Origin of the sequence: Blattabacterium cuenoti, assembly GCF_014251235.1 — a bacterium.
In the GTDB taxonomy this organism is placed as follows: Bacteria; Bacteroidota; Bacteroidia; order Flavobacteriales; family Blattabacteriaceae; genus Blattabacterium; species Blattabacterium cuenoti_AF.
This window is the reverse complement of the sequence record NZ_CP059181.1, coordinates 125,163-149,502: the sequence shown is the minus strand read 5'-3', so window position 1 is coordinate 149,502 and position 24,340 is coordinate 125,163. Positions and strand designations below refer to the sequence as shown.

Annotated in this window: 25 protein-coding genes and 3 tRNA genes; 14 read left to right on the top strand and 14 right to left on the bottom strand. The window is 26.5% G+C overall.

The window, feature by feature from the left end; all coding sequences use genetic code 11:
* Positions 1-118: 118 nt before the first annotated feature.
* A complete protein-coding gene (locus tag H0H78_RS00700; protein WP_185851108.1) occupies positions 119-766 on the top strand; it encodes a DedA family protein in 648 nt (215 codons plus the stop codon).
* Here H0H78_RS00700 and H0H78_RS00695 read toward each other — a convergent pair.
* From H0H78_RS00695 to H0H78_RS00685, 3 genes are read right to left on the bottom strand one after another with little or no spacing between them, the layout of a single operon-like run.
* Positions 763-1,185 (bottom strand): nucleoside deaminase, encoded by a 423-nt coding sequence (locus H0H78_RS00695; RefSeq protein ID WP_185851253.1) that lies wholly within the window; start codon positions 1,183-1,185, stop codon positions 763-765. The two genes, H0H78_RS00700 and H0H78_RS00695, sit on opposite strands and share 4 nt — an antisense overlap.
* 45 nt (positions 1,186-1,230) lie before the next feature.
* A complete protein-coding gene (locus H0H78_RS00690; protein WP_185851107.1) occupies positions 1,231-1,875 on the bottom strand; it encodes a 50S ribosomal protein L25 in 645 nt (214 codons plus the stop codon).
* Positions 1,876-1,880: 5 nt separating this feature from the next.
* Positions 1,881-2,813, bottom strand: a complete 933-nt coding sequence (locus H0H78_RS00685; RefSeq protein WP_185851106.1) for a ribose-phosphate diphosphokinase — start codon at positions 2,811-2,813, stop codon at positions 1,881-1,883.
* Positions 2,814-2,879: 66 nt separating this feature from the next.
* Between H0H78_RS00685 and H0H78_RS00680 the strand changes: the two genes are divergently transcribed.
* Entirely contained in the window at positions 2,880-3,674 is a 795-nt protein-coding gene (locus H0H78_RS00680) for a thymidylate synthase (protein ID WP_185851105.1), read from the top strand.
* Positions 3,675-3,736: 62 nt separating this feature from the next.
* Here H0H78_RS00680 and thrA read toward each other — a convergent pair whose 3' ends face one another.
* The gene (thrA, locus tag H0H78_RS00675) at positions 3,737-6,190 is read right to left on the bottom strand and encodes a bifunctional aspartate kinase/homoserine dehydrogenase I (RefSeq protein WP_185851104.1); all 2,454 of its coding nucleotides are present in this window, start codon (positions 6,188-6,190) and stop codon (positions 3,737-3,739) included.
* Positions 6,191-6,418: 228 nt separating this feature from the next.
* Between thrA and ureA the strand changes: the two genes are divergently transcribed.
* Both ureA and ureC read left to right on the top strand, forming a co-directional pair.
* On the top strand, positions 6,419-7,045 hold the full coding sequence (ureA, locus tag H0H78_RS00670) for an urease subunit gamma (protein ID WP_185851103.1): 627 nt from the start codon (positions 6,419-6,421) through the stop codon (positions 7,043-7,045).
* Positions 7,042-8,754: an urease subunit alpha gene (gene ureC / locus H0H78_RS00665; protein ID WP_202983660.1), complete on the top strand. Its 1,713-nt coding sequence runs from the start codon at positions 7,042-7,044 to the stop codon at positions 8,752-8,754. Before ureA ends, ureC begins: the two co-directional genes overlap by 4 nt.
* A gap of 9 nt (positions 8,755-8,763) precedes the next feature.
* Here ureC and H0H78_RS00660 read toward each other — a convergent pair.
* Both H0H78_RS00660 and H0H78_RS00655 read right to left on the bottom strand, forming a co-directional pair.
* Positions 8,764-8,849, bottom strand: a tRNA-Leu gene (locus H0H78_RS00660).
* Positions 8,850-8,855: 6 nt separating this feature from the next.
* Complete coding sequence (locus H0H78_RS00655; RefSeq protein WP_185851102.1) at positions 8,856-9,272, bottom strand: deoxycytidylate deaminase; 417 nt, start codon at positions 9,270-9,272, stop codon at positions 8,856-8,858.
* Between the two features lie 18 nt (positions 9,273-9,290).
* Between H0H78_RS00655 and H0H78_RS00650 the strand changes: the two genes are divergently transcribed.
* Complete coding sequence (locus H0H78_RS00650; protein WP_238783767.1) at positions 9,291-10,091, top strand: RNA methyltransferase; 801 nt, start codon at positions 9,291-9,293, stop codon at positions 10,089-10,091.
* Here the strand turns inward: H0H78_RS00650 and H0H78_RS00645 are convergent.
* Together H0H78_RS00645 and H0H78_RS00640 are read right to left on the bottom strand one after the other, a co-directional pair.
* The gene (locus tag H0H78_RS00645; RefSeq protein ID WP_185851101.1) at positions 10,082-10,555 is read right to left on the bottom strand and encodes a ribonuclease HI; all 474 of its coding nucleotides are present in this window, start codon (positions 10,553-10,555) and stop codon (positions 10,082-10,084) included. The genes H0H78_RS00650 and H0H78_RS00645 overlap by 10 nt on opposite strands.
* 9 nt (positions 10,556-10,564) lie before the next feature.
* Positions 10,565-11,326 carry a lysophospholipid acyltransferase family protein gene (locus H0H78_RS00640; protein ID WP_185851100.1) on the bottom strand — a complete coding sequence of 254 codons (762 nt, stop codon included), beginning with the start codon at positions 11,324-11,326 and terminating at the stop codon, positions 10,565-10,567.
* Positions 11,327-11,508: 182 nt separating this feature from the next.
* Between H0H78_RS00640 and fbp the strand changes: the two genes are divergently transcribed.
* Positions 11,509-12,501, top strand: a complete 993-nt coding sequence (gene fbp, locus H0H78_RS00635) for a class 1 fructose-bisphosphatase (protein WP_185851099.1) — start codon at positions 11,509-11,511, stop codon at positions 12,499-12,501.
* Positions 12,502-12,511: 10 nt separating this feature from the next.
* Positions 12,512-12,883, top strand: a complete 372-nt coding sequence (gene rnpA, locus H0H78_RS00630; protein WP_185851098.1) for a ribonuclease P protein component — start codon at positions 12,512-12,514, stop codon at positions 12,881-12,883.
* Positions 12,884-12,914: 31 nt separating this feature from the next.
* Here rnpA and H0H78_RS00625 read toward each other — a convergent pair whose 3' ends face one another.
* Positions 12,915-13,508: a MarC family protein gene (locus tag H0H78_RS00625; protein WP_185851097.1), complete on the bottom strand. Its 594-nt coding sequence runs from the start codon at positions 13,506-13,508 to the stop codon at positions 12,915-12,917.
* Positions 13,509-13,639: 131 nt separating this feature from the next.
* A complete protein-coding gene (pyrF, locus tag H0H78_RS00620; protein ID WP_185851096.1) occupies positions 13,640-15,025 on the bottom strand; it encodes an orotidine-5'-phosphate decarboxylase in 1,386 nt (461 codons plus the stop codon).
* Positions 15,026-15,123: 98 nt separating this feature from the next.
* Between pyrF and H0H78_RS00615 the strand changes: the two genes are divergently transcribed.
* On the top strand, positions 15,124-16,065 hold the full coding sequence (locus H0H78_RS00615) for a dihydroorotate oxidase (RefSeq protein WP_185851095.1): 942 nt from the start codon (positions 15,124-15,126) through the stop codon (positions 16,063-16,065).
* Here H0H78_RS00615 and proS read toward each other — a convergent pair.
* Positions 16,052-17,530 carry a proline--tRNA ligase gene (gene proS, locus H0H78_RS00610; RefSeq protein ID WP_185851094.1) on the bottom strand — a complete coding sequence of 493 codons (1,479 nt, stop codon included), beginning with the start codon at positions 17,528-17,530 and terminating at the stop codon, positions 16,052-16,054. The two genes, H0H78_RS00615 and proS, sit on opposite strands and share 14 nt — an antisense overlap.
* A 107-nt stretch (positions 17,531-17,637) precedes the next feature.
* Here proS and rpmF point away from each other — a divergent pair, with 107 nt between their 5' ends.
* From rpmF to accC, 3 genes are read left to right on the top strand one after another with little or no spacing between them, the layout of a single operon-like run.
* Positions 17,638-17,826, top strand: coding sequence for a 50S ribosomal protein L32 (gene rpmF, locus H0H78_RS00605; RefSeq protein ID WP_185851093.1), 189 nt, complete (start codon positions 17,638-17,640; stop codon positions 17,824-17,826).
* A 10-nt stretch (positions 17,827-17,836) separates the two neighbouring features.
* Positions 17,837-18,304, top strand: coding sequence for an acetyl-CoA carboxylase biotin carboxyl carrier protein (gene accB / locus H0H78_RS00600; RefSeq protein WP_185851092.1), 468 nt, complete (start codon positions 17,837-17,839; stop codon positions 18,302-18,304).
* Between the two features lie 14 nt (positions 18,305-18,318).
* Positions 18,319-19,677: an acetyl-CoA carboxylase biotin carboxylase subunit gene (gene accC, locus H0H78_RS00595; protein ID WP_185851091.1), complete on the top strand. Its 1,359-nt coding sequence runs from the start codon at positions 18,319-18,321 to the stop codon at positions 19,675-19,677.
* Between the two features lie 8 nt (positions 19,678-19,685).
* On the opposite strand, the gene prfA is transcribed toward accC, so the two are convergent.
* Complete coding sequence (prfA, locus tag H0H78_RS00590; RefSeq protein ID WP_185851090.1) at positions 19,686-20,780, bottom strand: peptide chain release factor 1; 1,095 nt, start codon at positions 20,778-20,780, stop codon at positions 19,686-19,688.
* A gap of 21 nt (positions 20,781-20,801) precedes the next feature.
* On the bottom strand, positions 20,802-21,203 hold the full coding sequence (locus H0H78_RS00585; RefSeq protein ID WP_185851089.1) for a DUF4293 family protein: 402 nt from the start codon (positions 21,201-21,203) through the stop codon (positions 20,802-20,804).
* Positions 21,204-21,381: 178 nt separating this feature from the next.
* Between H0H78_RS00585 and rho the strand changes: the two genes are divergently transcribed.
* From rho to H0H78_RS00570, 3 genes are all read left to right on the top strand, one after another.
* The gene (gene rho / locus H0H78_RS00580; RefSeq protein WP_185851088.1) at positions 21,382-22,932 is read left to right on the top strand and encodes a transcription termination factor Rho; all 1,551 of its coding nucleotides are present in this window, start codon (positions 21,382-21,384) and stop codon (positions 22,930-22,932) included.
* Between the two features lie 57 nt (positions 22,933-22,989).
* Positions 22,990-23,062: transfer RNA gene (locus H0H78_RS00575), tRNA-Met, on the top strand.
* A gap of 16 nt (positions 23,063-23,078) precedes the next feature.
* The gene (locus H0H78_RS00570) at positions 23,079-24,242 is read left to right on the top strand and encodes a DNA recombination protein RmuC (RefSeq protein ID WP_185851087.1); all 1,164 of its coding nucleotides are present in this window, start codon (positions 23,079-23,081) and stop codon (positions 24,240-24,242) included.
* Between the two features lie 8 nt (positions 24,243-24,250).
* Here H0H78_RS00570 and H0H78_RS00565 read toward each other — a convergent pair.
* Positions 24,251-24,338: transfer RNA gene (locus H0H78_RS00565), tRNA-Ser, on the bottom strand.
* Positions 24,339-24,340 lie beyond the last annotated feature (2 nt).

The window sequence follows — 24,340 nt, the reverse complement described above, 5'->3', positions numbered from 1 at the left end:
ATATATAACATATATAAAAAATATATTTAGATTGTTTCATTAAAAAAAAATAGTCATGTCTAATTTTAGTTTTAGATTTTTCTTTTATTTTAAGAAAAAAAGAAATCATTTTTCTTAAATGTCATATTTTTGGGATTTTTTTCAGCATTTATTCAATCCTAGATGGATTTTTTTACATTTTGGAAATACAGCTTTATTTATTCTTTTAGCTATTATTTTTGCAGAAACTGGTTTTTTTATTGGTTTTTTTTTACCAGGAGATTCTTTGTTATTTACTGCTGGTATCTTTGGTAAAGATTTATGCAAAAATTTTTATAATGTCCCTCTGATAGTTATTATTTTAATTGTAGCTTCTGTTGCTATACTCGGAAATATACAAGGATATTGGTTAGGATATAAATCTGGAAAACTTTTATATAAAAAAAAGGATTCTTTTTTCTTTAAAAAGAAACATCTTATTATAGCAAAATTATTTTATCAAAAATATAAAACGACTGCATTAATCATGAGTCGTTTTCTTCCAATGTTAAGAACTTTTGCTCCCATAGTAGCAGGAGCTATTCGTGTTGATTTTAAAAAATTTATGATTTATAATATAATAGGAGCCCTAGCTTGGACATTTTCTCTAATGTTGTCTGGACATTATTTAGATAAAAGATTTCCAGAATTGAAAAATCATTTGGAGTGGATAATTTTAATTATTATTTCTATAACAACTTTACCTATAATTCTGAATATTATAAAAAAGAAAAAAATTCTTCTTTAAAATTTAAAAACTCTCTTAAAAGAAAAAAATTCTTTTAGAAGATTTTTACATTGATTTTTCATGATTCCAGATAGAAATTTCGTTTTTGGATGTAACCCAATTCCTTTACATAAAAAACCTCTTTTATAAGAAAGAGTACCACATACAACTCTTCCTATTTGAGAAAAAAATAAGGCTCCAGCACACATAACACATGGTTCCATAGTCACATATAAAGTACATTCTTGGATATATTTTTTACCCATATAATCAGATGCTAAATTGAGTACTAACATTTCTGCATGTGCGGTTATATTATTTAGAGTCTCCGTTAAATTATGAGCTCTAGCTATAACTTTATTTCCATATGTTATTGCTGCTCCTATAGGAACTTCATCATTATGAAAAGCAATTAAAGCCTCTTCAATAGCTATTTTCATAAAAAAACGATCATTCATATGATTTCTTTTTTTTTAAGAAATTTTTTATTTTTTTTTTGTCTCTTTTTTTTCTTCTTTATTTTCTTCTTTTAAAGAACGAGTATCATTGTCAGTTATTTCAGTAGAAGTTGTTGATGATAGACGAGAGTTTTTAACTTTTGCCAGAAGAGTATTAGTAGGATGTAAAATTTTATAATCCTTTACTTCTCCAAGTAAATCTTTTACTGTTATTTTATCTCCTATATCCAAAAATTGGATATTTAATTTTATGTATTCAGGAAAAAAAGATGGAAGTGCATTTATTTTTAGTTTTCTAATTGGAGAAGAATATATACCTCCTTTAGAAACACCAATAGGTCTTCCATAAGTTTTGATAGGTATATCTAACGTAATAGATTTATTTTCTTTTACTTCAAAAAAGTCTGCATGTATAATTTTTTCATTAATAGGATCAAATTGTATTTCTTTTTTAATGCTTTTTATACTTTCTTTCTCTCCTTCTATTTGAAGAATAACCCAATATACTTCATTTGTATATATAAATTCTTTAAAACTTTCTAAAGAAACAGAAAAAGGTATATTCATATTTTTTCCATATAAAATACAAGGAACTTTTCCTGAAAGTCTAATTGATTTTAGATATTTTTTTCCTATATTTCTTTTTTTTCCGTTTATATTGACATATTTCATGATAATTAAATTATAAATTTTTTGCTAATAGATTCGTCATTATGAATAGATTTCATTACTTCTGCAAAAAGAGAAGAACAAGACAATACTTTTATTTTTTCATTACTTTTTTTTATGGAAATAGTATCCGTTACCACTAATTCTTCAAGAGGTGATTTTTTTATTTTTTCATATGAGTCTCCTGATAATACTGCATGAGTGGCTATAGCTCGTACACTTTTTGCTCCCTTTTTACTGATAAGAAAAGCCGCTTCTGTTAAAGTACCTGCTGTATCAACCATATCATCTATAAGTATTATATTTTTATTTTTAACATTTCCTATTAAATTCATAAATTCTATCTCATTAGCCTTTTTCCTTTCTTTATAACATATGACAACATCTGTTCTTAAATAACCAGCATAACTTCTAGCTCTTTTTGCTCCTCCCATATCTGGGGAGGCAATAGTTAGTTGATCTATATTCAATTTTTTAATATAATCAATAAAAATTCTAGAAGCATATAAATGATCTACAGGGATATCAAAAAACCCCTGAATTTGATCTGCATGTAAGTCCATTGTCATTAATCGATTAGCACCAGACGCTACCATTAGATTTGCTATAAGTTTAGCAGCTATAGGCGTTCTAGGCTTATCCTTATGATCTTGTCTTGCCCATCCAAAATAAGGAATTACAAGTGTAATGTTATGAGCGGAAGCTCTACGTGCAGCATCACACATTAAAAGTAATTCCATTAAATTATCCACTGGAGGAGTAGTAGATCCAATTAAAAATACTCGTGATCCACGAACAGATTGTTCAAAACATGGAGAATATTCTCCATCATTAAATTCCAAAAAACGAATTTTTCCTAGAATTTTTCCATAATGAAAAGCTATATTTTTTGATAATCTTAAACCACTTCTTGTAGAAAAGAAGAGAACCTTTTGATTCATAATTATATTTTTTTATATATACAAAAATACTCTTTAAAAAAAGAAAAAAATTTAGTTAAATAATATATGAAACAATATTTAAATTTATTAAAAAATGTATTAAAAAATGGAATAAATAAAATGGACCGTACTGGAATAGGAACTAAAAGTTTGTTTGGATATCAAATGAGATTTGATTTAAGAAATGGATATCCTCTTTTAACCACTAAAAAATTAAACATACGTTCTATTATTTATGAATTATTATGGTTTTTGAAAGGATATACGAATGTCCAATATTTAAAAAATAATAAAGTAGATATTTGGAATAATTGGGCAAATGATAAAGGGGATCTTGGTCCAATATATGGGTTTCAATGGAGAAAATGGCCTACTTATAATGGAGAATTTATAGATCAAATAACTAATTTGATAAAAGAAATAAAATTGAATCCTCATTCACGGCGTTTAATTGTTTCTTCTTGGAATGTAGGAATGATTCAAGAAATGAGATTACCCCCCTGTCATTTACTTTTTCAATTTTATATCTGTGATAATAATTTATCTTTACAACTATACCAAAGAAGTGCAGATATTTTTATAGGATTACCTTTTAATATCGCTTCTTATGCTTTATTGCTTATGATGATTTCTCAAATACTCCATCTAAAAGCAAAAGAATTAATTCATGTTATAGGTGATGCTCATATATATAAAAATCATATTAGACAAGTTAAAATTCAAATAAAAAGAAAACCTAGACCATTACCTATTCTACTTTTAAATTCTTCAATTAAGAACATTTTTAACTTTTCTTTTGAAGATTTTCAACTAATCAATTATAATCCATATCCACATATTAAGGGAGATGTAGCTGTTTAAATTTAAAGTATATATTTAGAAACAGTTTTTGGTTTTTTTGTTAATCCATTTTTTTATGATTCTTATTTCGTCCTAGTAGCCTTAATAATATCTGAAAAAACTCCAGAAGCTGTAACTTCTGCTCCAGCTCCTGCTCCCTTTATAATCAAAGGTTGTTCAAGATAACGGTAGGTATTATATAAAACCATATTATCTTTACCTTCTAGTTGATAAAAAGGATGACTTTTTTTTACCGATTCTAATCCTACAGTAGCTATTCCTTTTTCATAACGAGCAATAAATCTAAGACGTTTTTTTTCTTTTTCTGCTTTTTTTCTTAGGTTAAAGAAATAATCTTTATATTGATGTAACTTTTGATAAAAATCTTTAAGTGATAGAACGGTTGAACAACTTTCAGGAAGAAAAGATTTGTGACGTATATCACTTATTTCTAATGGAGAACCACATTCTCTTGCTAAAATAAGTATTTTACGCATGACGTCTAATCCACTAAGATCAATACGAGGGTCTGGTTCAGTAAACCCTTTATTTTGAGCTTCTTGTACAATTTCTAAAAAGGATTTTTTTCCTATAAAATGATTAAAAATAAAATTCAAACTTCCAGATAATACTGCTTCTATCTTATTAATTTTATCTCCGCTATTGATTAGATCATTAAGAGTACTAATGACCGGAAGACTTGCACCTACATTCGTTTCAAATAAGAATGGAGCTTTAAAATGTCTAGACAGTATTTTTAATTTTTTATAATGTTCATAATCAGAAGAACAAGCTATTTTGTTACAAGTAATAACTCCTATTCCATTTTGTAAAAATTTTTCATAGGTCATCGCCATTTCTTCACTTGCTGTATTATCTACAAATAAACTATTTCTTAAATTAAAATTCCATACTCTTTCCATAAAAGAATAAATATTCATCTGACAACCATTTTTATGAAGATCTTTTTTCCATTGAAGTAAATTAATACCACTATTTTCGAAGTTCATTTTTTTACTATTAGCTAATCCAATTACTCTGACTTGAAGTTTAAGTTCATTAAACAAATAATTTCTTTGCTGATATATCTGTTCAAGTAATTTACTTCCTACTTTACCTACTCCACAAATAAAAAGATTTATTTGTTTTGGAGGTCTTTCAAAAAAGGATTCATGTAAAGTATTTAAAGCTTTTTTAAAATCAGATTTCTTAATAACAGCAGATATATTTTTCTCAGTAGATCCTTGTGCAATAGCTCTAACATTAATACTATTTCTTCCTAAGGAAGAAAACATTTTTCCACTTGTTCCATGAAGATTTTTCATATTATCCCCTACAACGGCTATGATACATAAATCTTTTTCAATTCTTAAGGGATCAATCCTTTTTTTGTGTATTTCTTTAAAAAATTCACTATCTATCACTATTTTAGCTTTGATAACATCCATTTCATGAATTCCAGTTGTAATGGAATGTTCTGATGAACTTTGGGTAATAAAAATAACATTTATTTTTTCACGTGATAAAGCTTCAAATAAACGTTTAGAATAACCAGGAATTCCAATCATTCCACTTCCTTCAAGAGTTAATAAAGCTAAATCTTTAATTCCAGAAATACCGGTAACTGGTTGACTTATATTCGTTCTTTTACTCATATAAATTAAGGTTCCTGGATCTAAAGGAGAAAAAGTATTTTTTATTTTGATAGGAATATTTTTCTTCATAGCTGGTTGTATTGTAGGAGGATAAATTACTTTTGCTCCAAAGTGAGATAATTCCATAGCTTCTTCATAAGAAATTTCTTTTATAGGAAAAGCATGATTCACTATTTTTGGATTTGCAGTCATCATTCCACTTACATCTGTCCATATTTCAAGTAAACTAGCGGATATAGCAGAAGCTAAAATAGAAGCTGTATAATCAGAACCTCCTCTTCCAAGAGTCGTTGTTTCATTTTCTAACGTAGAACCTATAAAACCGGGTAAAACAACATATTCTGATGTTTTTTTCATAAAAAATTGAACAATATTGTGATTACTTGTTATAAAATCTACTTGTGCACATCCGAATTTAGAATCTGTTATAATAAGTTCTCTACTATCTTTACAAATAGCATTTAATCCAATCTGTTTAAGTTTTTCCGAAATGAGAAAAGAAGAACTCAGTTCTCCAAAACTCATAATTTTATCTAAAGAACGTTTTGAAAGTTCTTCTACTTGAAAAATACCATCACATAAACACTCCAATTCCTTTATATTTTTTTTAAACCAACTAATTAAATTACTTTGATAAGTAATTGGAAATAAATTATTTATAATATTAAAATGACGAATTTTTATTTTTTCTAGAATATCTTTATAAAGATTTTTTCTTTCAGAAGCTAATTTTCCACATTTTATTAACTGATCGGTTATTTTTCCTAAAGCAGAAACAACAATAGCATATCTTCCTTTCGGTTTTTTCTCCAATAGAGAACAAATACTTTTTATAGAATCAGAATGAGCAACAGAACTTCCACCAAATTTTAAAACTTGCATTTTTTTTTATTAATTTAATTTTAATAAAACAATCTCCCTATGTTCAATTAAGATGACAACAAAAATAATAATAATTTACAGAGAAGTGTTTTTTTGTTTCAAGGTTAACGAAAAAATATAATTTTTTTATATTTTAGGAACGTTATATAAAATATATTATGATGTTAATTTATTTCTATAAATTGGATAAAAACTAGTTGTTTTTTTACTTTACTAAAAAAAAATCATATGCATTTAACTTCTTATGAAAAGGAAAAAATTCTTCTTTACATGGCTGGAGAATTAGCAAAAAAACGTTTAAAAAGAGGATTGAAACTAAATTATCCTGAATCTGTAGCAATAATTACTCATTATGTGATGGAAGGAGCAAGAGATGGAAAAAAAGTCAAAGAACTTATGCTTGAAGCAAGAAATATTCTACACTATGACCAAGTTATGGATGGAGTGCATGAAATGCTTCATAATGTTCAAATTGAAGCCACTTTTCCTGATGGAACTAAATTAGTAACCATACATAATCCTATTAAAAAATATAAAAAAAATTCAAATATGATTCCAGGACAATATAATCTTCTTAAAGAAGATATTGTTTTATTACATGGAAGACCTCGTATAGAAAGAATGGTTTCTAATATAGGCAATCGCCCTATCCAAATAGGATCTCATTTTCATTTTTATGAAACAAACGCTTCACTTCACTTTGATAGAACTGGAACTAAGGGATACCGATTAGACATTCCTGCAGGAATGTCTATTCGGTTTGAACCAGGAGAAATAAAAAAAGTTGGTTTAGTTCAAATAGGAGGTAGTCAGAAAATTTATGGTTTTTCTGGAAAAGAAAACGAAAAAATATGAAAAAATTAGATAGAGAATCTTATGCAAGAATGTATGGTCCTACTAAAGGAGATAAGATTCGTTTAGGAGATACATCTCTGTGGATTGAAATAGAAAAAGATTATACAATTTATGGAGATGAATGTGTTTTTGGAGGAGGAAAGGTAATTAGAGATGGAATGGGGCAACATCCTTTTGCTACTAGAGAAGAGGGAATTTTAGATTTAGTTTTAACTAATGCCATTATTATTGATTATTGGGGGATTATTAAAGGAGATATTGGAATAAAAAATGGAGTTATTGTTGGTATAGGAAAAGCTGGTAATCCATACTTTATGGATGGAGTTAGTAAGAATATGTATATAGGATCTGGAACAGAGGTAATTTCTTCAGAAAATATGATTGTGACAGCTGGTAGTGTTGATAGTCATGTTCATTATATCTGTCCTCAATTATTTGATGTTGCTCTAGAAAATGGAACGACAACTATTATAGGTGGGGGATCTGGTCCTGCTACAGGAAGCATAGCTACTAATTGTACTTCTGGAGTTTGGAACATTCAAAGAATGTTAAAAAGTACAGATCATATTCCCATAAATTTCCTTTTTCTTGCTAGTGGGAATAGTTCACGTCCTGAAGCTTTAATAGAACAAATTTATGCTGGTGCAGGTGGTTTAAAAATTCATGAGGATTGGGGGAGTACACCATATGTGATAGATCAATGTTTAAATGTATCAGAAAAACTTGATATACAAGTAAATATACATACGGATTCCTTGAATGAATCTGGTTATGTAGAAGATACTTTAGAGGCTTTTAAAAATAGAACTATTCATACTTATCATACAGAAGGAGCAGGAGGAGGTCATTCTCCAGATTTATTAAAAGTCATATCTCATCCAAATATTTTACCATCATCTACAAGTCCTACTATGCCTTATACTTGTAATACAATTGATGAACATTTAGATATGTTAATGATATGTCATCATCTTGATTCAAATATTCCAGAAGATATTGCTTTTGCTAAATCAAGAATTAGATCTGAAACAATTAGTGCAGAAGGTTTTTTACATGATATAGGAGCTATTAGCATGACTAGTTCAGATTCTCAAGCTATGGGTAGAATAGGTGAAATAGTTAAAAGGACATGGCAAACAGCTGATAAAATGAAAAAAGAAAGAGGTTTTTTGTCAAAAGAAGATATGTATCATAAAAATGATAATTTTAGAGTGAAAAGATATATATCTAAATATACAATCAATCCTTCTATTACTCATGGTATATCCGAATATGTTGGATCTATATCTTGTGGAAAAATGGCTGATATAGTTTTATGGAAACCCTCTTTCTTTGGTGTAAAACCTGAATTAGTTTTAAAAAGTGGAATGATAGTTTATGCAAGTATGGGAGATCCAAATGCTACTATACCTACTCCTCAACCATTTATGTATCGGAAAATGTTCGGTTATTTCGAACCAAAATTGAGTAGTATTTTTATTTCATTTCATGCTATCAACAACGGATTTATAGAAGAAAATGAAATAAAAAAGAAAATAAAAATAGTAAAAGGATGTCGTTCTTTATCTAAAAATGATATGATATTAAATAATGAAATTCCGAATTTAGAAGTAGATCCAAAAACTTATAACGTTTATATAAATGGAAAAAAAATAACATCTAACCCATCTGTAAATTTACCTCTTTCTCAAAGATATTTTTTATTTTAATTTTTTTAATACCCAGAGCGGGATTCGAACCCGCATGATGTAATAAAATCATTGGATTTTGAGTCCAACGCGTATACCAATTCCGCCATCTGGGTTGTTTGTTATAAACCAGAAAATTCTTCTACGATTATTTTGAATCTTTTTAAAAAGATCAATCCTTCTTTTTGAATTGAATCTTTCTTATTTTGTAAATATACAACTCTCTTAATTTTTGATAAAAAAATTAATTTACTACATTCTTTACATGGTACATTTGTTATGTATAAAAAAGCCCCCTCACAAGATTGTGAAGATGCAGCAATTTTTAAAATTGCCTTAGCTTCTGCATGGATAACATACCATTTTGTTTTTCCATTTTTATCTTCACATATATTATCAAAACCATTTGGAGTCCCATTATATCCATTTGATAGGATTTTATTATTTTTGACTATAATAGCGCCTACTTTTTTTTTCTTACAAAAAGATAATTTTGACCATTTAATGGCTAAATTCATATAATTTTTATCATAATTCATAATAAAATATATTCATTCATGGACATGAATAACATAATACATAATCTGAAAATTAGGAATTTAATAAAAATTTATAAAAAAAATAATAGAAAAATTTTTTTTGTAGAAGGATTCAAAGAATTTGAAATGGCTATAAAAGGGGGGTTTTCTCCTATAAAAATTTTTCTATGTAAAAAAATATTTCAGAAGTATAATTTTATCGAATTTTTTCATCATCTTATTTTTTATATAAGTCAAAAAGATTTTAAAAGAATAGCGTATAGGGAAAAAACAGGAGGAATTATAACATTATTTAAACGAAATGATTCTTTTTTTGAAAAATTAAAAAATATAAAAAAACCTAAAAATTCTCTTATTTTAATATTAGATGGAATAGAAAAACCTGGAAATTTGGGTGGAATATTAAGGACAGCTAATGCAACAGGTATTCATTTTGTAATGTTATGTAACATTAGAACATATATTTTTAATCCTAATGTAATTAGATGTAGTTTAGGAAGTGTTTTCAACACTAAAATTATTTTTGATCAAAAAAAATCCATTATTTCTTGGTTACAAGAAAATGATATAAAAATTATAGTTACAGGAACAGATCTTCATAAGGAAAAATCCGTTTTATTATATAAAACTAAATTTCCTACACATTTAGCGATAGTTTTAGGATCAGAAGATAAAGGGGTATCTCCTATATGGTTTCATATAGCTCATGAAATAATAACTATTCCTATGTTTGGAAATGTAGATTCTCTTAATGTTAGCAATGCTATGTCTATAATTATATATGAAATAATTAGACAAAGAAAATATTATTATACCTGATTATTTTTTTCATAAATAGAATCTATTTTTAAATGTTTTTTTTTAGAGGCTTTTACTGATAATCTATCACAATAGTCATTAATATAATTCATGTGATGACCTTTTATCCATTGGAATAAAATAAAATGCTGATGAAAGATATTTAAAAAACGAATCCATAAATCTACGTTTTTTATTCTGTGAAAATTATTTCTTTTCCATTTTGTAATCCAATCTTTTTGAATGGTATTTACCACGTATTTAGAATCAGTAAATACAACAATATTTTGTTTCTTTTTTGCAATGATTTCTAATCCAACAATAACAGATAATAGTTCCATCCGATTATTTGTCGTAAATCGAAAACCTTCGGAAAGTATTCTTCTATAAGTAGTCCCTACTATTTCTATAAAAATAGCATACCCTCCAGGACCTGGATTTCCTTTTGAAGAACCATCTGTATAAATATGAATTTGTTTTCTCAAAATAATATCTTAATTCTTTATTTTTTCACGTTCAAATTTTTCTAATTGAAATTTAATTAAATTGAAACATTTTTTTTTCAAAAAATTCTTATCTCTTAAGGATAAATTATTTGTTGAAATAGAGTGATGTTGCTTAATTCGTATTTTTCCTGGTCTTCCTTTTAGAATAAAAAAACTAGGAAATTTCGTTTTTATATCTGCTATGGTAAATGGAACAATAGGTATTTTTTTCAGAATAGCAATAGAAAATGCTCCGCTTTTAAAATCATCCAAAAAAATAGAAGGTTTAGGTACTCCTCCTTCTGGAAAGATACATACACTTTTTCCTGAATCTACTTCTTTTTGTATTTGTTTGAATACTCGTATACAACTAGATAAATTATCTCTATTTATAAGAATGTTGCTTTTTTTATAAACAAAGCCAAAAAAAGGAAGTTTAGCTAACTCCGCTTTTCCAACAAATACTAAAGGGTTTTTTCTCATTAAAGAATATATCAACATGATATCCATAATAGAACTATGATTACTAATAATTATATATTGTTTATTTTTATCTAATTTTTCTTTATCTTTTTCTAACACATACCAAAACCCCATGAGAAAAAGATTACTTTTAGCCCATGTTCTATGAAACCAATAAGCAATATGATAATATTTATCTTTAAAAAGAAATGGAATAGAAGCACCTGCCAATAATGGAACTAAGAATAAATTAATCAGAAAAAACCATATACGCCATAGTAATATAAATGATAATTGAATAATTCTCATGAATTCTTTGTAAAGAATGGATAAAAATTCTAACTTTTTTGAAAAAATTTATAACTTTTTTCCTAAAAATCAAAATCTATTTCATAGAATCATATTAATTTTTTCTAATTATTGAATTATTTATTCTTTATTTTTGTTTACAAGATTTTATAAAAAATTTTTATTGACACTATTTCCTAATTATGTACACTTTAGGAGAATTTATTATAGAAAATAGAGATAATTTTTCTTTTTCTACAGAAGCATTATTACGTTTGTTTAGCTCCATAAAACTGGCAGCTAAAGCAATAAATAAAGAGGTAAATAAAGCTGGATTAACTGAAAAAATCGGAAGTTCTGGAATTACTAATATACAAGGAGAAAATCAACAAAAATTAGATGATTTTGCACATAGGGTTTTTATTGAATCATTTAAAAGTAGAAATGTTGTTTGTGGAATAGCATCGGAAGAAAGCAAAGATTTTATAGTTATCAAAGGAGATCAAAAAAAAGCTATTCTAAATCAATATATTGTTTTAATAGATCCATTAGATGGATCTTCTAATATAGATGTAAATGTCTCTATTGGATCTATTTTTTCTGTTTATATCAGAAAAAGTTCTAATAATTTAAGTTTAGGATTAGAAGATTTTTTACAAATGGGAAATAAACAAATTATTGCTGGATATATTATTTATGGATCGTCTACTATATTGGTTTATACTACAGGTAATGGAGTTCATGGTTTTACTTTGGATCCTTCTGTTGGTACATTTTATTTATCTCATCCTAATATTCAATTTCCAAACATAGAAAAAATGTATTCTATAAATGATGGAAATTATGCAAGATTTCCAGAAGGAATAAAAAAATTTATAAATTATTGCCAAGAAGAAAAAGGAGACCGTCCTTATACAGCACGATATATTGGTTCTCTAGTAGGAGACTTTCATAGAAATGTAATTCAAGGAGGTATTTATATTTATCCTAAAACGGCTCTTTCTCCAGAAGGAAAATTGAGGTTACTTTATGAATGTAATCCTATAGCTTTTTTAACAGAACAAGCGGGAGGAAAGGCTTCTGATGGAAAAAAAAGAATTTTAGATATAAAACCTTATAAATTACATCAAAGAACTCCATTTATTTGTGGCCCCATAGGTATGGTTTCTAAATTAGAAGAATTTATGAAAAAATAAAATTTATAAAATGGGATTTCCATCAAAAAAAAGTAATATTATTTTTAATACCATTAAAAATGGTAAGTTGTTTGTCTTTTTTCCTATATCCATTTTTTTCTTTTTGTATCCAAATGAAAAAAAAGATAAAAAATGGACGAATTTTATTGGTATTTTAATAAAAAAAAAATTTAAAAAAGCAGTAGATAGAAATAGAATAAAACGTTTGTTAAAAGCTTCTTTCTTTCTAAATAAAGATCTGTTAAAAAAATATAAATTTTATTATCATATCGTATTTATTTATCAAAGTCCTTTTCTACCAAAGTTCAAAAATATTAATTCGATTGTTAAGAATATATTTTGTAAAATAGGGAAAAAAAAAAGTAAAAATTTTTCTTTTTAATTGAATTTAAAATTCAAAAAATCTTTCCTAATTAGCTCCAAAAATCTTTACTGTTTTGAAATAATTGAGGAGCATTAGCCCCAAAAATCTTGACTGCAAAAGAAAGTAAAACAATTCCAAATATTTTTTTTAGGATATCTAAACCATTTTTACCAATTTTATTGGCTATAAAATCACATTTATCTATAACAAAATAAACAACTATCATATTTAGAATGAGTGAAATGATAATAATATTTACGTCATAAGTAGTTTTTAAGGAAATTAAAGTAGTTAAAGAACCCGGACCTGCTATAAGTGGAAAAGCAATTGGAACAATAGAAGTTTGAGCATCTTTGCTTACTTGATGAATATCTATTCCTAAAATCATTTCTAATCCAATTAAAAACAATACGATAGATCCTGCCACAGAAAAAGAATTCACATCTACACCAATAATTTTTAGAATAGGTTGTCCCAAAAACAAAAAAGACAAAAATATAATAAGAGAAGTCACTGTAACTTTCTTTGTTTCTATAATATTTCCTCTAGATTTAAAACCCATAATGATAGGAGCATTCCCTAGGATATCTATAATGCTAAAAAGAATCATAAAACAACTTATCAACGAATTTAACCATTCCATATACAAAATGTATTCAAAAAACTTTTAAGTTTCTGTAGTTTTTTTTTAATTTTTACTATTATTCCAATATCTATCTAGAATACTAGATACCACAAATTAAACAAAAATATAATCAGTATCATTAATTTTTTTTAAAAAAACTTTTTCTCTAGTGAATTTTTATAAGCCTTCCATCCTACTTCTCTATATTTTTCTGCAATTTTCTTTGGATTTTTTGATTGATAAATTGCTTTTCCTACAATAATAAAATCACTTTTATTTTTTTTAAAAGCTTGATTAGGATGGATATATATATTTCCATTACTACAATGATTTTTTGATTGAGAAAAGTGAACTCCAGGTGTAAACAACAATAATCTGTTATCTACTTTTCTTTGTGCTACAGTTCCAATAACTTTTGGATTATTTAAAGAAATATTTAAAGCTTTTCTAATATAGCTATCATCAGACAATCTTCCAAAAGAAGACATTTCGGAAACAGTAATCAATCCCATATTATTAGAAGTGTATAAATTTTTTATACTATCGCTTCCTGCAAGTACATGAACTGTTAATAAATCTGCCCAAGAAAAAATTTTATGTATTCCATGATGTAATTGTAGATAATTAGTAGGTCCAACATCACATAATTTTCTATCTTCAAACAATAAAAACTTTTTTTCTATAGAAATTTTTTTAAGAGATTTAATGAATGAAAAAGAAAAATCACTAATAATATCTACATGTAATTTTAATACACAAATTAAATCTCCTATTAAATTCACCAATTCTAAAATTTTATCTGAGTAAATTAAATCTGCTGAAACTATTAAGTTTGTTTTTTTTTTTAAAGTTATATCCAAAAGTTTTTTTCCTATAGGATTAGATATTTTTTCTTTTTTTTCTTCATAAGAAATTCGTTCCTTTTGAAGAAATTTTATATTTTTTTTTTTGAAGAAAAATTGAGTAATATGTATTTCTTTTTTTTTTAAAAGATTTTTTTTTTCTAACAAATTTAAAACTTCTCCTATACGAAATAGAGTTTTTATATGAAAACCTCTTTTTTTGATGTTTTCTATTCCACCTTGTTCTCGATCTAGAATAGATAAAATATTTTCAATAACCAAACCTTCTTTTTCAAGATCTATTACGGTATTTAATAAACTATCTCCACTTGTTATGACATCTTCTATAAGAAGACAATTTTGTCCTTTTTGATAAATTCCTTCTATCATTCGTTTTGTTCCATATCCTTTATTTTCTTTTCTTTTAATAATTAAAGGAATATTTGACCTTAAAGATAATGCGGTAGCAATAGGTAAAGCAGCATAAGGGACCCCACAAATAAGTTCGAACGTATGAGAAGGTATTTCACGAAGAAGTAAATCAGAAAGTTTAATTAATAAATCAGGTCTAGAAGCTATTGGACGAAAATCTATATATATTGGAGATTTTATTCCACTCTTTAGTGTAAAATGACCAAACTTGATAATTCCAAGATGATAAATCTGAAAAAAAAATTGTTCTTTATTTTCCATAGAATAAAACCTTTTTCAGTAAAGTTAAAAATTTTATCCTGTTATATTTCGTATATTGTTAGAATATTTTCTATTCTATTTATTCTTTTTTTTTATGTATGAAAGAAATAGATATATCTTCTAATATTAAAGGAATACAACTATCTTCTTGTATTATGAACGCTTCAGGAGTTCTATGTCAGACAAAAAGTGAATTAAAAAATCTTATGAAAAGTTCTTCTGGTGGTATTGTAACAAAAAGTTGTACGATAAAATCGAGAGTAGGAAATTTAGAGCCACGATATTTTGAATGGAAAACAGGAAGTATTAACTCTATGGGATTACCTAATCTTGGAATAGATTTTTATTTAAATTTTTTGGAAAAATCAAATACAGACAAACCTTTATTTTTGTCTATATCAGGACTTTCTTTAGAAGAAAATTATCTTATTCTCCAAAAATCTAGTTTTTCTTCAAAATTAAGTGCTATTGAATTAAATTTATCTTGTCCAAATATTGGAGAAAATATACTTTGTTACGATTTTCATAAAATTTCTGATTATCTAGATAAGATATTTCATATATATAAAAAACCTTTAGGAATTAAATTACCTCCTTTTTTTGAAGATTCTCATTTTAGAAAGATGGCTAGTATACTAAATAAATATCCTCTTTTTTTTGTTACTTGTATTAACAGTTTACCGAATGGAATAGTCATCGATATTCATAAAGAAACTGTTGTGATTAAACCCAACCAAGGTTTTGGAGGGATAGGAGGAAAAATGATTAAGCCTTTTTCACTTGCTAATATTCGTAAATTTTATACTTACTTGCGTAAAGATATTCCTATAATAGGATGTGGAGGGATTTCTTCTGGTAAAGATGTATTTGAACATATTTTGTGTGGAGCTTCCGCTGTTCAAGTTGGAACAAAATTCATGAATGAAGGAATATCCGTTTTTGATAGACTAAATCAAGAGTTTTTTAATTTATTAAAGAAAAAAAAATACTCTTCTGTCAATGATTTTAAAGGAAAATTAAAAAATTTTAATAAGATTTAGCGAAAATAACTCTTCGAAAAGATGGATTTCCAGAATAAATACATTTTCCAATTTCTTTTTTATGATCAATCGGTATACAACGTATTGTAGCATCTGTTTCTTCCTGTATTTTTTTTACCGTATGATGTGTTCCATCCCAATGAGCTAGAATAAAACCCCCTTTTTCTTTTATAATTTTCTTAAAATCATCATAACAATCGGATATAATCGTTAATTTTTTTGTTCTATTTAAAGCTTTTTGATAGATATTTTTTTGTATTTTTTCAAGAAGATTTTTTGAAAAAGGAATTATTTCATTATAAGAAATCCATACTTTTTCAGAAGTATCTCTTCTGAATATCTCTACCTTATTTTTTTTCATTTCATTCGGTCCTATGCTAATCCTAATGGGAATTCCTTTCATTTCATATTCATGAAATTTCCATCCAGGAGTAAAAATTTCTCTTTTATCGTATTTAACACTTATTTTTTTATTTTCCAGGTTTTTTTTAATATTTTCAGCTATTTCATGGATATGATTTAATTCTTGTTTTGTTTTATAAATTGGTATAATAACTATCTGTATAGGGGATATCATTGGAGGTATAATTAAACCGTTATCATCTGAATGTAGCATTATCAATCCTCCTATCAATCTAGTAGAAACCCCCCAAGATGTAGACCATACGTATTCCTCTATTCCTTTTTCATTTGTAAATTTTACATCAAAAGCTTTCGAAAAATTTTGTCCAAGAAAATGTGAAGTACCAATTTGTAAAGATTTTCCGTCTTGCATTAGAGCTTCAATACAAAATGTTTTTTCAGATCCAGAAAATTTATCCATATAAGGTTTTATGCCTTGTATGACTGGAATAGCCATGAATTTTTCAGAAAATTTCGTATAAATATCTAATATTTTTTTAGTTTCTTCTATTGCTTCTTTTTTATTAGAATGAGCTGTGTGACCTTCTTGCCATAAAAATTCAGATGTTCTTAAAAACAAACGGGTTCTCATTTCCCATCTAATAGCGTTTCCCCATTGATTGAAAAGTAGGGGAAGATCTCTGTACGAATGAATCCATTTTTTGTATGTTTTCCATATGATACTTTCTGAAGTAGGTCTAATTATTAATTCTTCTTGGAGTTTAGATGTTGGGTCTACCGATAATTCTTTTTTATATTTATCTTTTTTCAATTTATAATGGGTTACTACTGCGCAACCTTTAGAAAAATTAGAGATATGTTCTTTTTGTTTTGAAAAAGAAGATTTTGGAATAAGCAAAGGAAAATAAACATTTTCATGTCCCGTTTTTTTGAACATTTTATCTAATATTTTTTTGATTTTTTCCCATATAGAGAAACCATATGGTTTTATAATCATAAAACCACGAACTCCTGAATGTTCAGCTAAACCGGATCTCATGATAATCTCATTATACCACTTTGAATAATCTTCATTACGTTTAGTTAATTGGTTATGATACATAAACAATGATCAAAAAAAATTTTAATTCTAATAAATTAAAGATAAAAAAAATTATTTTTATTATATAACATTTAATAATTTAAATTAGTGATAAATAAAAGATTATCATGGCACATCCTAAAAGAAGACAATCTAAATCAAGAAAAAATAAAAGAAGAACTCATTTGAAAATAAAGGCCCCCTTATTAGTTAAATGCTCTTTAACAAATAAAAAACATTTATATCATCATGCTCACTGGCACGAAGGAAGACTTTATTATAGAGGTAAAATAGTATTGGAGAAAAATAACCCATAAATGAATTTTTATGGATTTTAAAGAAATTAAATCATTAATTCAATTAATTTCTAAATCTGATATTCGTGAAATAATCATTAAAATAGGAGATACTAAAATTCATATTAAAAATAATAATGAATTATTGAATTCAGTTTTATCTAAAAAAAGAAAAGTAGATACACCTATTTCGGATCTTACTGATAAGGTTTATCAATCAAAATTGGAAAAGAATGATCAAAATAATCAATTCATCACTATAAGATCTCCTATGATTGGTACTTTTTACCGTAAACCTAATCCAGAAAAGGATCCATTTGTTAAGGTTGGAGATCAAATAAATATAGGTACAAAAATTTGTGTAATAGAAGCAATGAAACTTTTCAATGATATAGAATCTGAGGTTTGTGGAAAACTTGTTAAAGTGTTTGTAGAGGATTCTACTCCAGTCGATTATGATCAACCCTTGTTCCTTTTATCTAGAGAAATAGATAATTAACAGATCATGATTTTATGTTCAAAAAAATATTAATAGCTAATCGTGGTGAAATAGCTTTACGAATTATACGTACAGCTAAAGAAATGGGAATAAAAACAGTAGCTGTTTATTCTACGGCAGATCAATATAGTCTTCATGTTTATTTTGCTGATGAAGCAGTATGCATTGGTCCTCCTCATCCATCTAAATCATATTTGAATATTCCAAATATAATATCCGCAGCAGAAATAACAAATGCAGACGCTATTCATCCTGGATATGGTTTTTTATCTGAAAATGCATATTTCTCATCTATGTGTAAAAAACATAATATAAAATTTATAGGACCTCTACCTAGTCATATTATTCAAATGGGAAATAAACTTTTAGCTAAAAAAACAATGAAAAAAGCAGGAATTATTTGTCTACCTGGATATAATTGTTTTTTTGGATCATCATATAAAGAAATAGAAAAAGTAGCCGATAAAATAGGATATCCTCTTATGATTAAATCTGTTTTTGGTGGAGGAGGAATAGGAATACGATCTGTTTTGTGCAAAGAAAAATTAAAGAAATCTTGGGAAGAAGCAAAAAAAGAAGCGTTATCCTTTTTCGGAAAAAAGGAACTTTATATGGAAAAATTAATTTTAAATCCAAGACATATTGAAATACAAATAATTAGAGATAAATATGGAAAAACTTGTCATCTCTCAGAAAGAGATTGTTCTATTCAACGAAGAAATCAAAAATTAATAGAGGAAGCCCCTTCTCCTTTTTTAAATACATCTTTAAGAAAAAAAATGGGAAAAGAGGCTATCAAAGCTGCTGAATTTATTCATTATGAAGGAGTAGGTACTATAGAATTTTTAGTTGATAAAAATAGAAATTTTTATTTTATGGAGATGAATCCAAGAATTCAAGTAGAACATACTATTACTGAAGAGATTACTGGATTAGATCTTATACGAGAACAAATTTTTTTAGCTTATGGTGAAAAGCTTTCTGGTAAAAATTATTATCCTAAAATGTGTTCAATAGAGTGTAGAATTAATGCAGAAGAACCTTATAAAAATTTTCGTCCAACACCTGGTAAAATAACTCAAATGCATTTACCTGGAGGAATAGGTGTACGTGTTGATACTCATATTTATGCAGGTTATCATATTACACATTATTATGATTCTATGATTGCAAAAATTATTACAACAGCAAAAACTAGAAAAGAAACTATTGAAAAAATGCGTCGTTCATTAGATGAATTTGTAATAGAAGGAATTCGAACCACTATTCCATTTCATAAACATATTATGGAGAATAATGATTTTTTGAAAGGAAATTATAATACAAATTTTTTGGATACACTGTATATAAATACCAATTTTGATAAAATATAAAAAATTTCTTAATTTTTACTCATTAATTTTTTTAATGAGTTAATCATTTCTTGAATATTTCCATTCATGAACCCTTCCAAATTATAAATAGATTTATGAATTCTGTGATCCGTTATTCTCCCTTTAGGATAATTATAAGTACGTATTTTCACTGAACGATCACCTGTAGAGACTAAAATTTTTCTTTGTGTAGATCTTTTTTGGAGTTTTTTTTCTATTTCTTTTTGATAAATTCTAGATCTTAAAATATTCATTGCTTTTTCAAAATTTTTATGTTGAGAACGTTCTTCTTGACATTCTACTGTAATTTTACTTGGAATATGAGTTAATCTTACAGCTGATTCCGTTTTATTGACATGTTGTCCTCCAGAACCACTAGCTCTGAAAGTATCTTTTTTTATATCGGACAAAGAAATTTTCATTTCTACATCTTTTATTTCAGGAAGAACAGCAACTGTTATAGCTGAAGTATGTATTCTTCCTTGAGATTCTGTTTTTGGAACTCTTTGTACTCTGTGGACTCCAGATTCAAATTTTAAATTTCCATAAACCTCTTTATCCCCTTTCACATCCAAAATTATTTCTTTATAACCTTTAATTCCTCCTTTTTGAGCATGTATAATTTTATATTTCCAACCTATTTGTTTAAAATACATAGTATACATACGTAATATATCTTCTACAAAAAGACAAGCTTCATTTCCACCTGTTCCAGATCTTAATTCAACTATAGCATTTCTATTATCATGATCATCTTTTATTGTAATTTCTTTTTCTATCAAAGAAAGCGAGTTGAATAGATGATATGATCTCTTTTCAATAGAAGATAAATCTTCCAAAATTTTTTTTTTTTCCAAAAATGCTATTTTTCTCATTTCAGGATCATAATCTTTTTTCAAAAAAAAATCAGCTTCATGTAATGAAGAAAGTTTTTCTTTATATTTATCATATATATCTATTATATTTTCCAATTCTTTGTATTTCTTTAATAATCTTTTATATTCTATTTTTTCATATTTATTAGGCTGTATAATATATTTTGAAATTTTATAAAACTCTTTTTCAAAGACTTCAAATTTTTCCTTTAATGAAGTTTTTTTCATTTTTTTATATTGATCTTTTTTCTATCTTATTCTATCCATAGAATTAATCAATTCTATATCTCTTCTGATTCTTTTATTGGAAAGGTATAATAGATATACAGATAGTAATATAAGAAAAAGGTTTCTTTTTCTTAAAAGAAGAAAGTTAATTTTATTGAATTGATAATATGAAAAAAAAACAATTAGTATAAAAAGACTGAAATGTACTAGTATGTTCAATCTATTAATAATTAATTGGATTTTTTTTCTCTTAAATAAAAGAAAACTAGTAATAGATAAAATTAGACATATTATTATGAATAATAATAAAATTACATCAAAAATATTTTTAATATTTTTTTTAGAATATGGATAAAAATATAAAGAAAAATAAGAAATTATTATAGAAATTAATACATAAAAGGACTGTTTACGGTATAGCATAATCTTTTTGATTAAAAAAAATATTTTACAATTTATTCTTGAAGTTCAAATTAATTTGTATAATTGTAATTTATCCTAATTCCTAAGTATTAGGAAATATACTGTCTTATAATTAATAAGCCAAAAGTGGCATATATAATAAAATCTAACCCAATTACTACTACTTTATAATAATATTATGTTTGATATTACTGAATTAAAAAGTAAAAAACTTTTTGAATTACAGGAGATCGCTCGTTCTTCAGGATTAAAAAAATGTACACAATTACGAAAAAATGAACTCCTGGAAAAAATTATTTCCATTTTAAAAAATAAAACAAGACTTAATAAAAAAAACAAAACCAATTATTCAAATTTAAAAATAGAAAATTCTTTTAAAAAAGAATTTCAAGAAAAAAATAAATTGAATCGTCAAGAAAATTCAAAAAAATATCCAAAAAATAATAAACAACCAGAAGAAAACATAAGATATACAAAGAAATATGTCAAAAATTGGAGAAAAGATAATAAAAATCATCAAGTAGAATCAAATTCATCATCAGCTCATACTGAATCAGAAAATGTATTGAAACAAAAAAATTCTAATAATAAATATCGTACACCAGAATACGAATTTGAAGGAATTATAATTAGTGAAGGAGTATTAGAGATTATGGCTGAAAATTATGGTTTTTTAAGATCGTCTGATTTTAATTATTTATCATCTCCTGATGATATTTATGTTTCTCAATCTCAAATAAGACTTTTTGGAATGAAAACAGGAGATACTATAAGAGGAGAAGTCCGTCCACCTAAAAATGGAGAAAAATATTTTCCTTTGATAAAAATTATTGAAATAAATGGAAGATCACCATCTGTAGTAAGAGAAAGAGATTCTTTTGAACATTTGACCCCTCTTTTTCCAAACGAAAAATTTAAAATAGCTGAAAAAAATTCGACTATTTCCACAAGAATAGTGGATCTTTTCACTCCTATAGGTAAAGGGCAAAGGGGAATGATTGTTGCTCCTCCAAAAACAGGAAAAACTACTTTATTGAAAGAAATTGCTAACGCTATTGCAGCTAACCATCCGGAAGTTTATTTGATTATTTTATTGATAGATGAACGTCCAGAAGAAGTAACAGACATGCAAAGAAATGTGAGAGGGGAAGTAATAGCATCTACTTTTGATGAACCAGCAGATAGACATGTTAAAGTGGCAAATATAGTATTGCAAAAAGCAAAAAGAATGGTAGAATGTTCTCATGATGTTGTCATTTTATTAGATTCTATAACACGTTTAGCCCGTGCTTATAATACTGTATCCCCTGCTTCTGGTAAAGTATTATCGGGTGGAGTTGATGCAAATGCTTTACATAAACCAAAAAGATTTTTTGGAGCGGCTAGAAATATAGAAAATGGAGGTTCTTTATCTATTATAGCAACTGCTATGATTGATACTGGATCTAAAATGGATGAAGTTATTTTTGAAGAATTTAAGGGAACAGGGAATAAAGAACTTCAACTAGATAGAAAAATTTCTAATAAACGAATTTATCCAGCTATTGATTTAATCTCGTCTAGTACAAGAAAAGATGATTTATTATTGGACACAAAAACATTGCAAAGAATGTGGATTTTACGAAAACATCTGTCCGATATGAATCCTGTAGAGGCTATGGAATTTTTAAAATCACGTATAGCAAGAACACAAAATAATGAAGATTTCTTGATTTCTATGAATGGATAAAAACAAATTTCATATAATTTGTTTTTATGAATAAAAAAAATTATATTGATTAAAATCCGCGGGATGGAGCAGTTGGTAGCTCGTCGGGCTCATAACCCGAAGGTCATAGGTTCGAGTCCTATTCCCGCTATTTCTTTTATAAAAAAATGATTTTTTTTTGGTTTTCTATTGTTCTTTTGTTAGGTTTTTTATGTTTTTTAATCTTTAGAAGATTTGAAATTTTTTTTAAAAATCAATTAGAGAAACAGTGGAAAGAAAACCGGAACATGAATCAATATGATCGAATTGAATTCATAAATTCAATAAAAGATTTTAAAGAAAGTATTCTTCTATCCACAAAAGATTTTCAAAACTCTGTTGATCAAAAAATTCAGTTTTACATGGATAACCAATCTAATAAATTAGATCTTTTTCATATAGAACAAGAAAAATTAATTAAAATAACAGAAAAAAGACTAGAAGAAATCAGGGAGAATGTTGACGAAAAACTTCATAATTCATTGAACCTACATTTAGGAAAATCTTTTGATATTATAGGTAATCAACTCTTTTTTTTACAGAAAGGATTAGGGGATATGAAAAATTTAGCACAAGATGTAAATGCTTTAAAAAGAACTTTAAATCATGTGAAAATATGTGGAAGTTTTAGTGAAATGCAGTTATCTATGCTTTTGCAACAAATTCTTTCTCCAGAACAATATGCGTGTAATGTTGTGACTAAATCTAGTACCAACTATGTTGTAGAATTTGCAATTAAACTTCCAGGACTTGGAAAAGGGAATACTGTCTGGTTGCCCATTGATGTAAAATTTCCAAAAGAAACTTATGAAAAATTACAATTAGCTTATAGTTTAGGAAAAAAAGAAAAACTAGAAATAGCTAAAAAAAATATGATATCCGTTCTTAAAAAAATGTCTAAAAATATTATGGAGAAATATATAGATCCTCCAAATACTACTGATTTTGCTATTTTATTTTTACCTTTTGAAGGTATATATGCGGAAATTGTTAAAAATTCTAGTCTATTAGAAGAACTTTTAAGAAAGTATAAAATAGTTATAACAGGGCCGTCTACATTAGCTGCTATGTTAAACAGTTTGCAAATAGGATTTCGTACTCTAGCTATTCAGAAAAGGAGTTCCGAAGTTTGGAAAGTTTTAGAAACTGTGAAAAAAGAATTTACAAAATTTGGACTTTTACTTCATCAAGTACAGGATAAAATACAAGATGCATCTAAAGATATAGACATAGTTATGGGTGTTAGGAAAAATTTAATAGAGAAAAAACTAAAAGATATAGAAAAATATTAATTTTTTCGCGGAGAGAAAGGGATTCGAACCCTTGACACTTCTATTTTGTGTACACGCTTTCCAAGCGTGCGCCTTCATCCTCTCGGCCACCTCTCCAA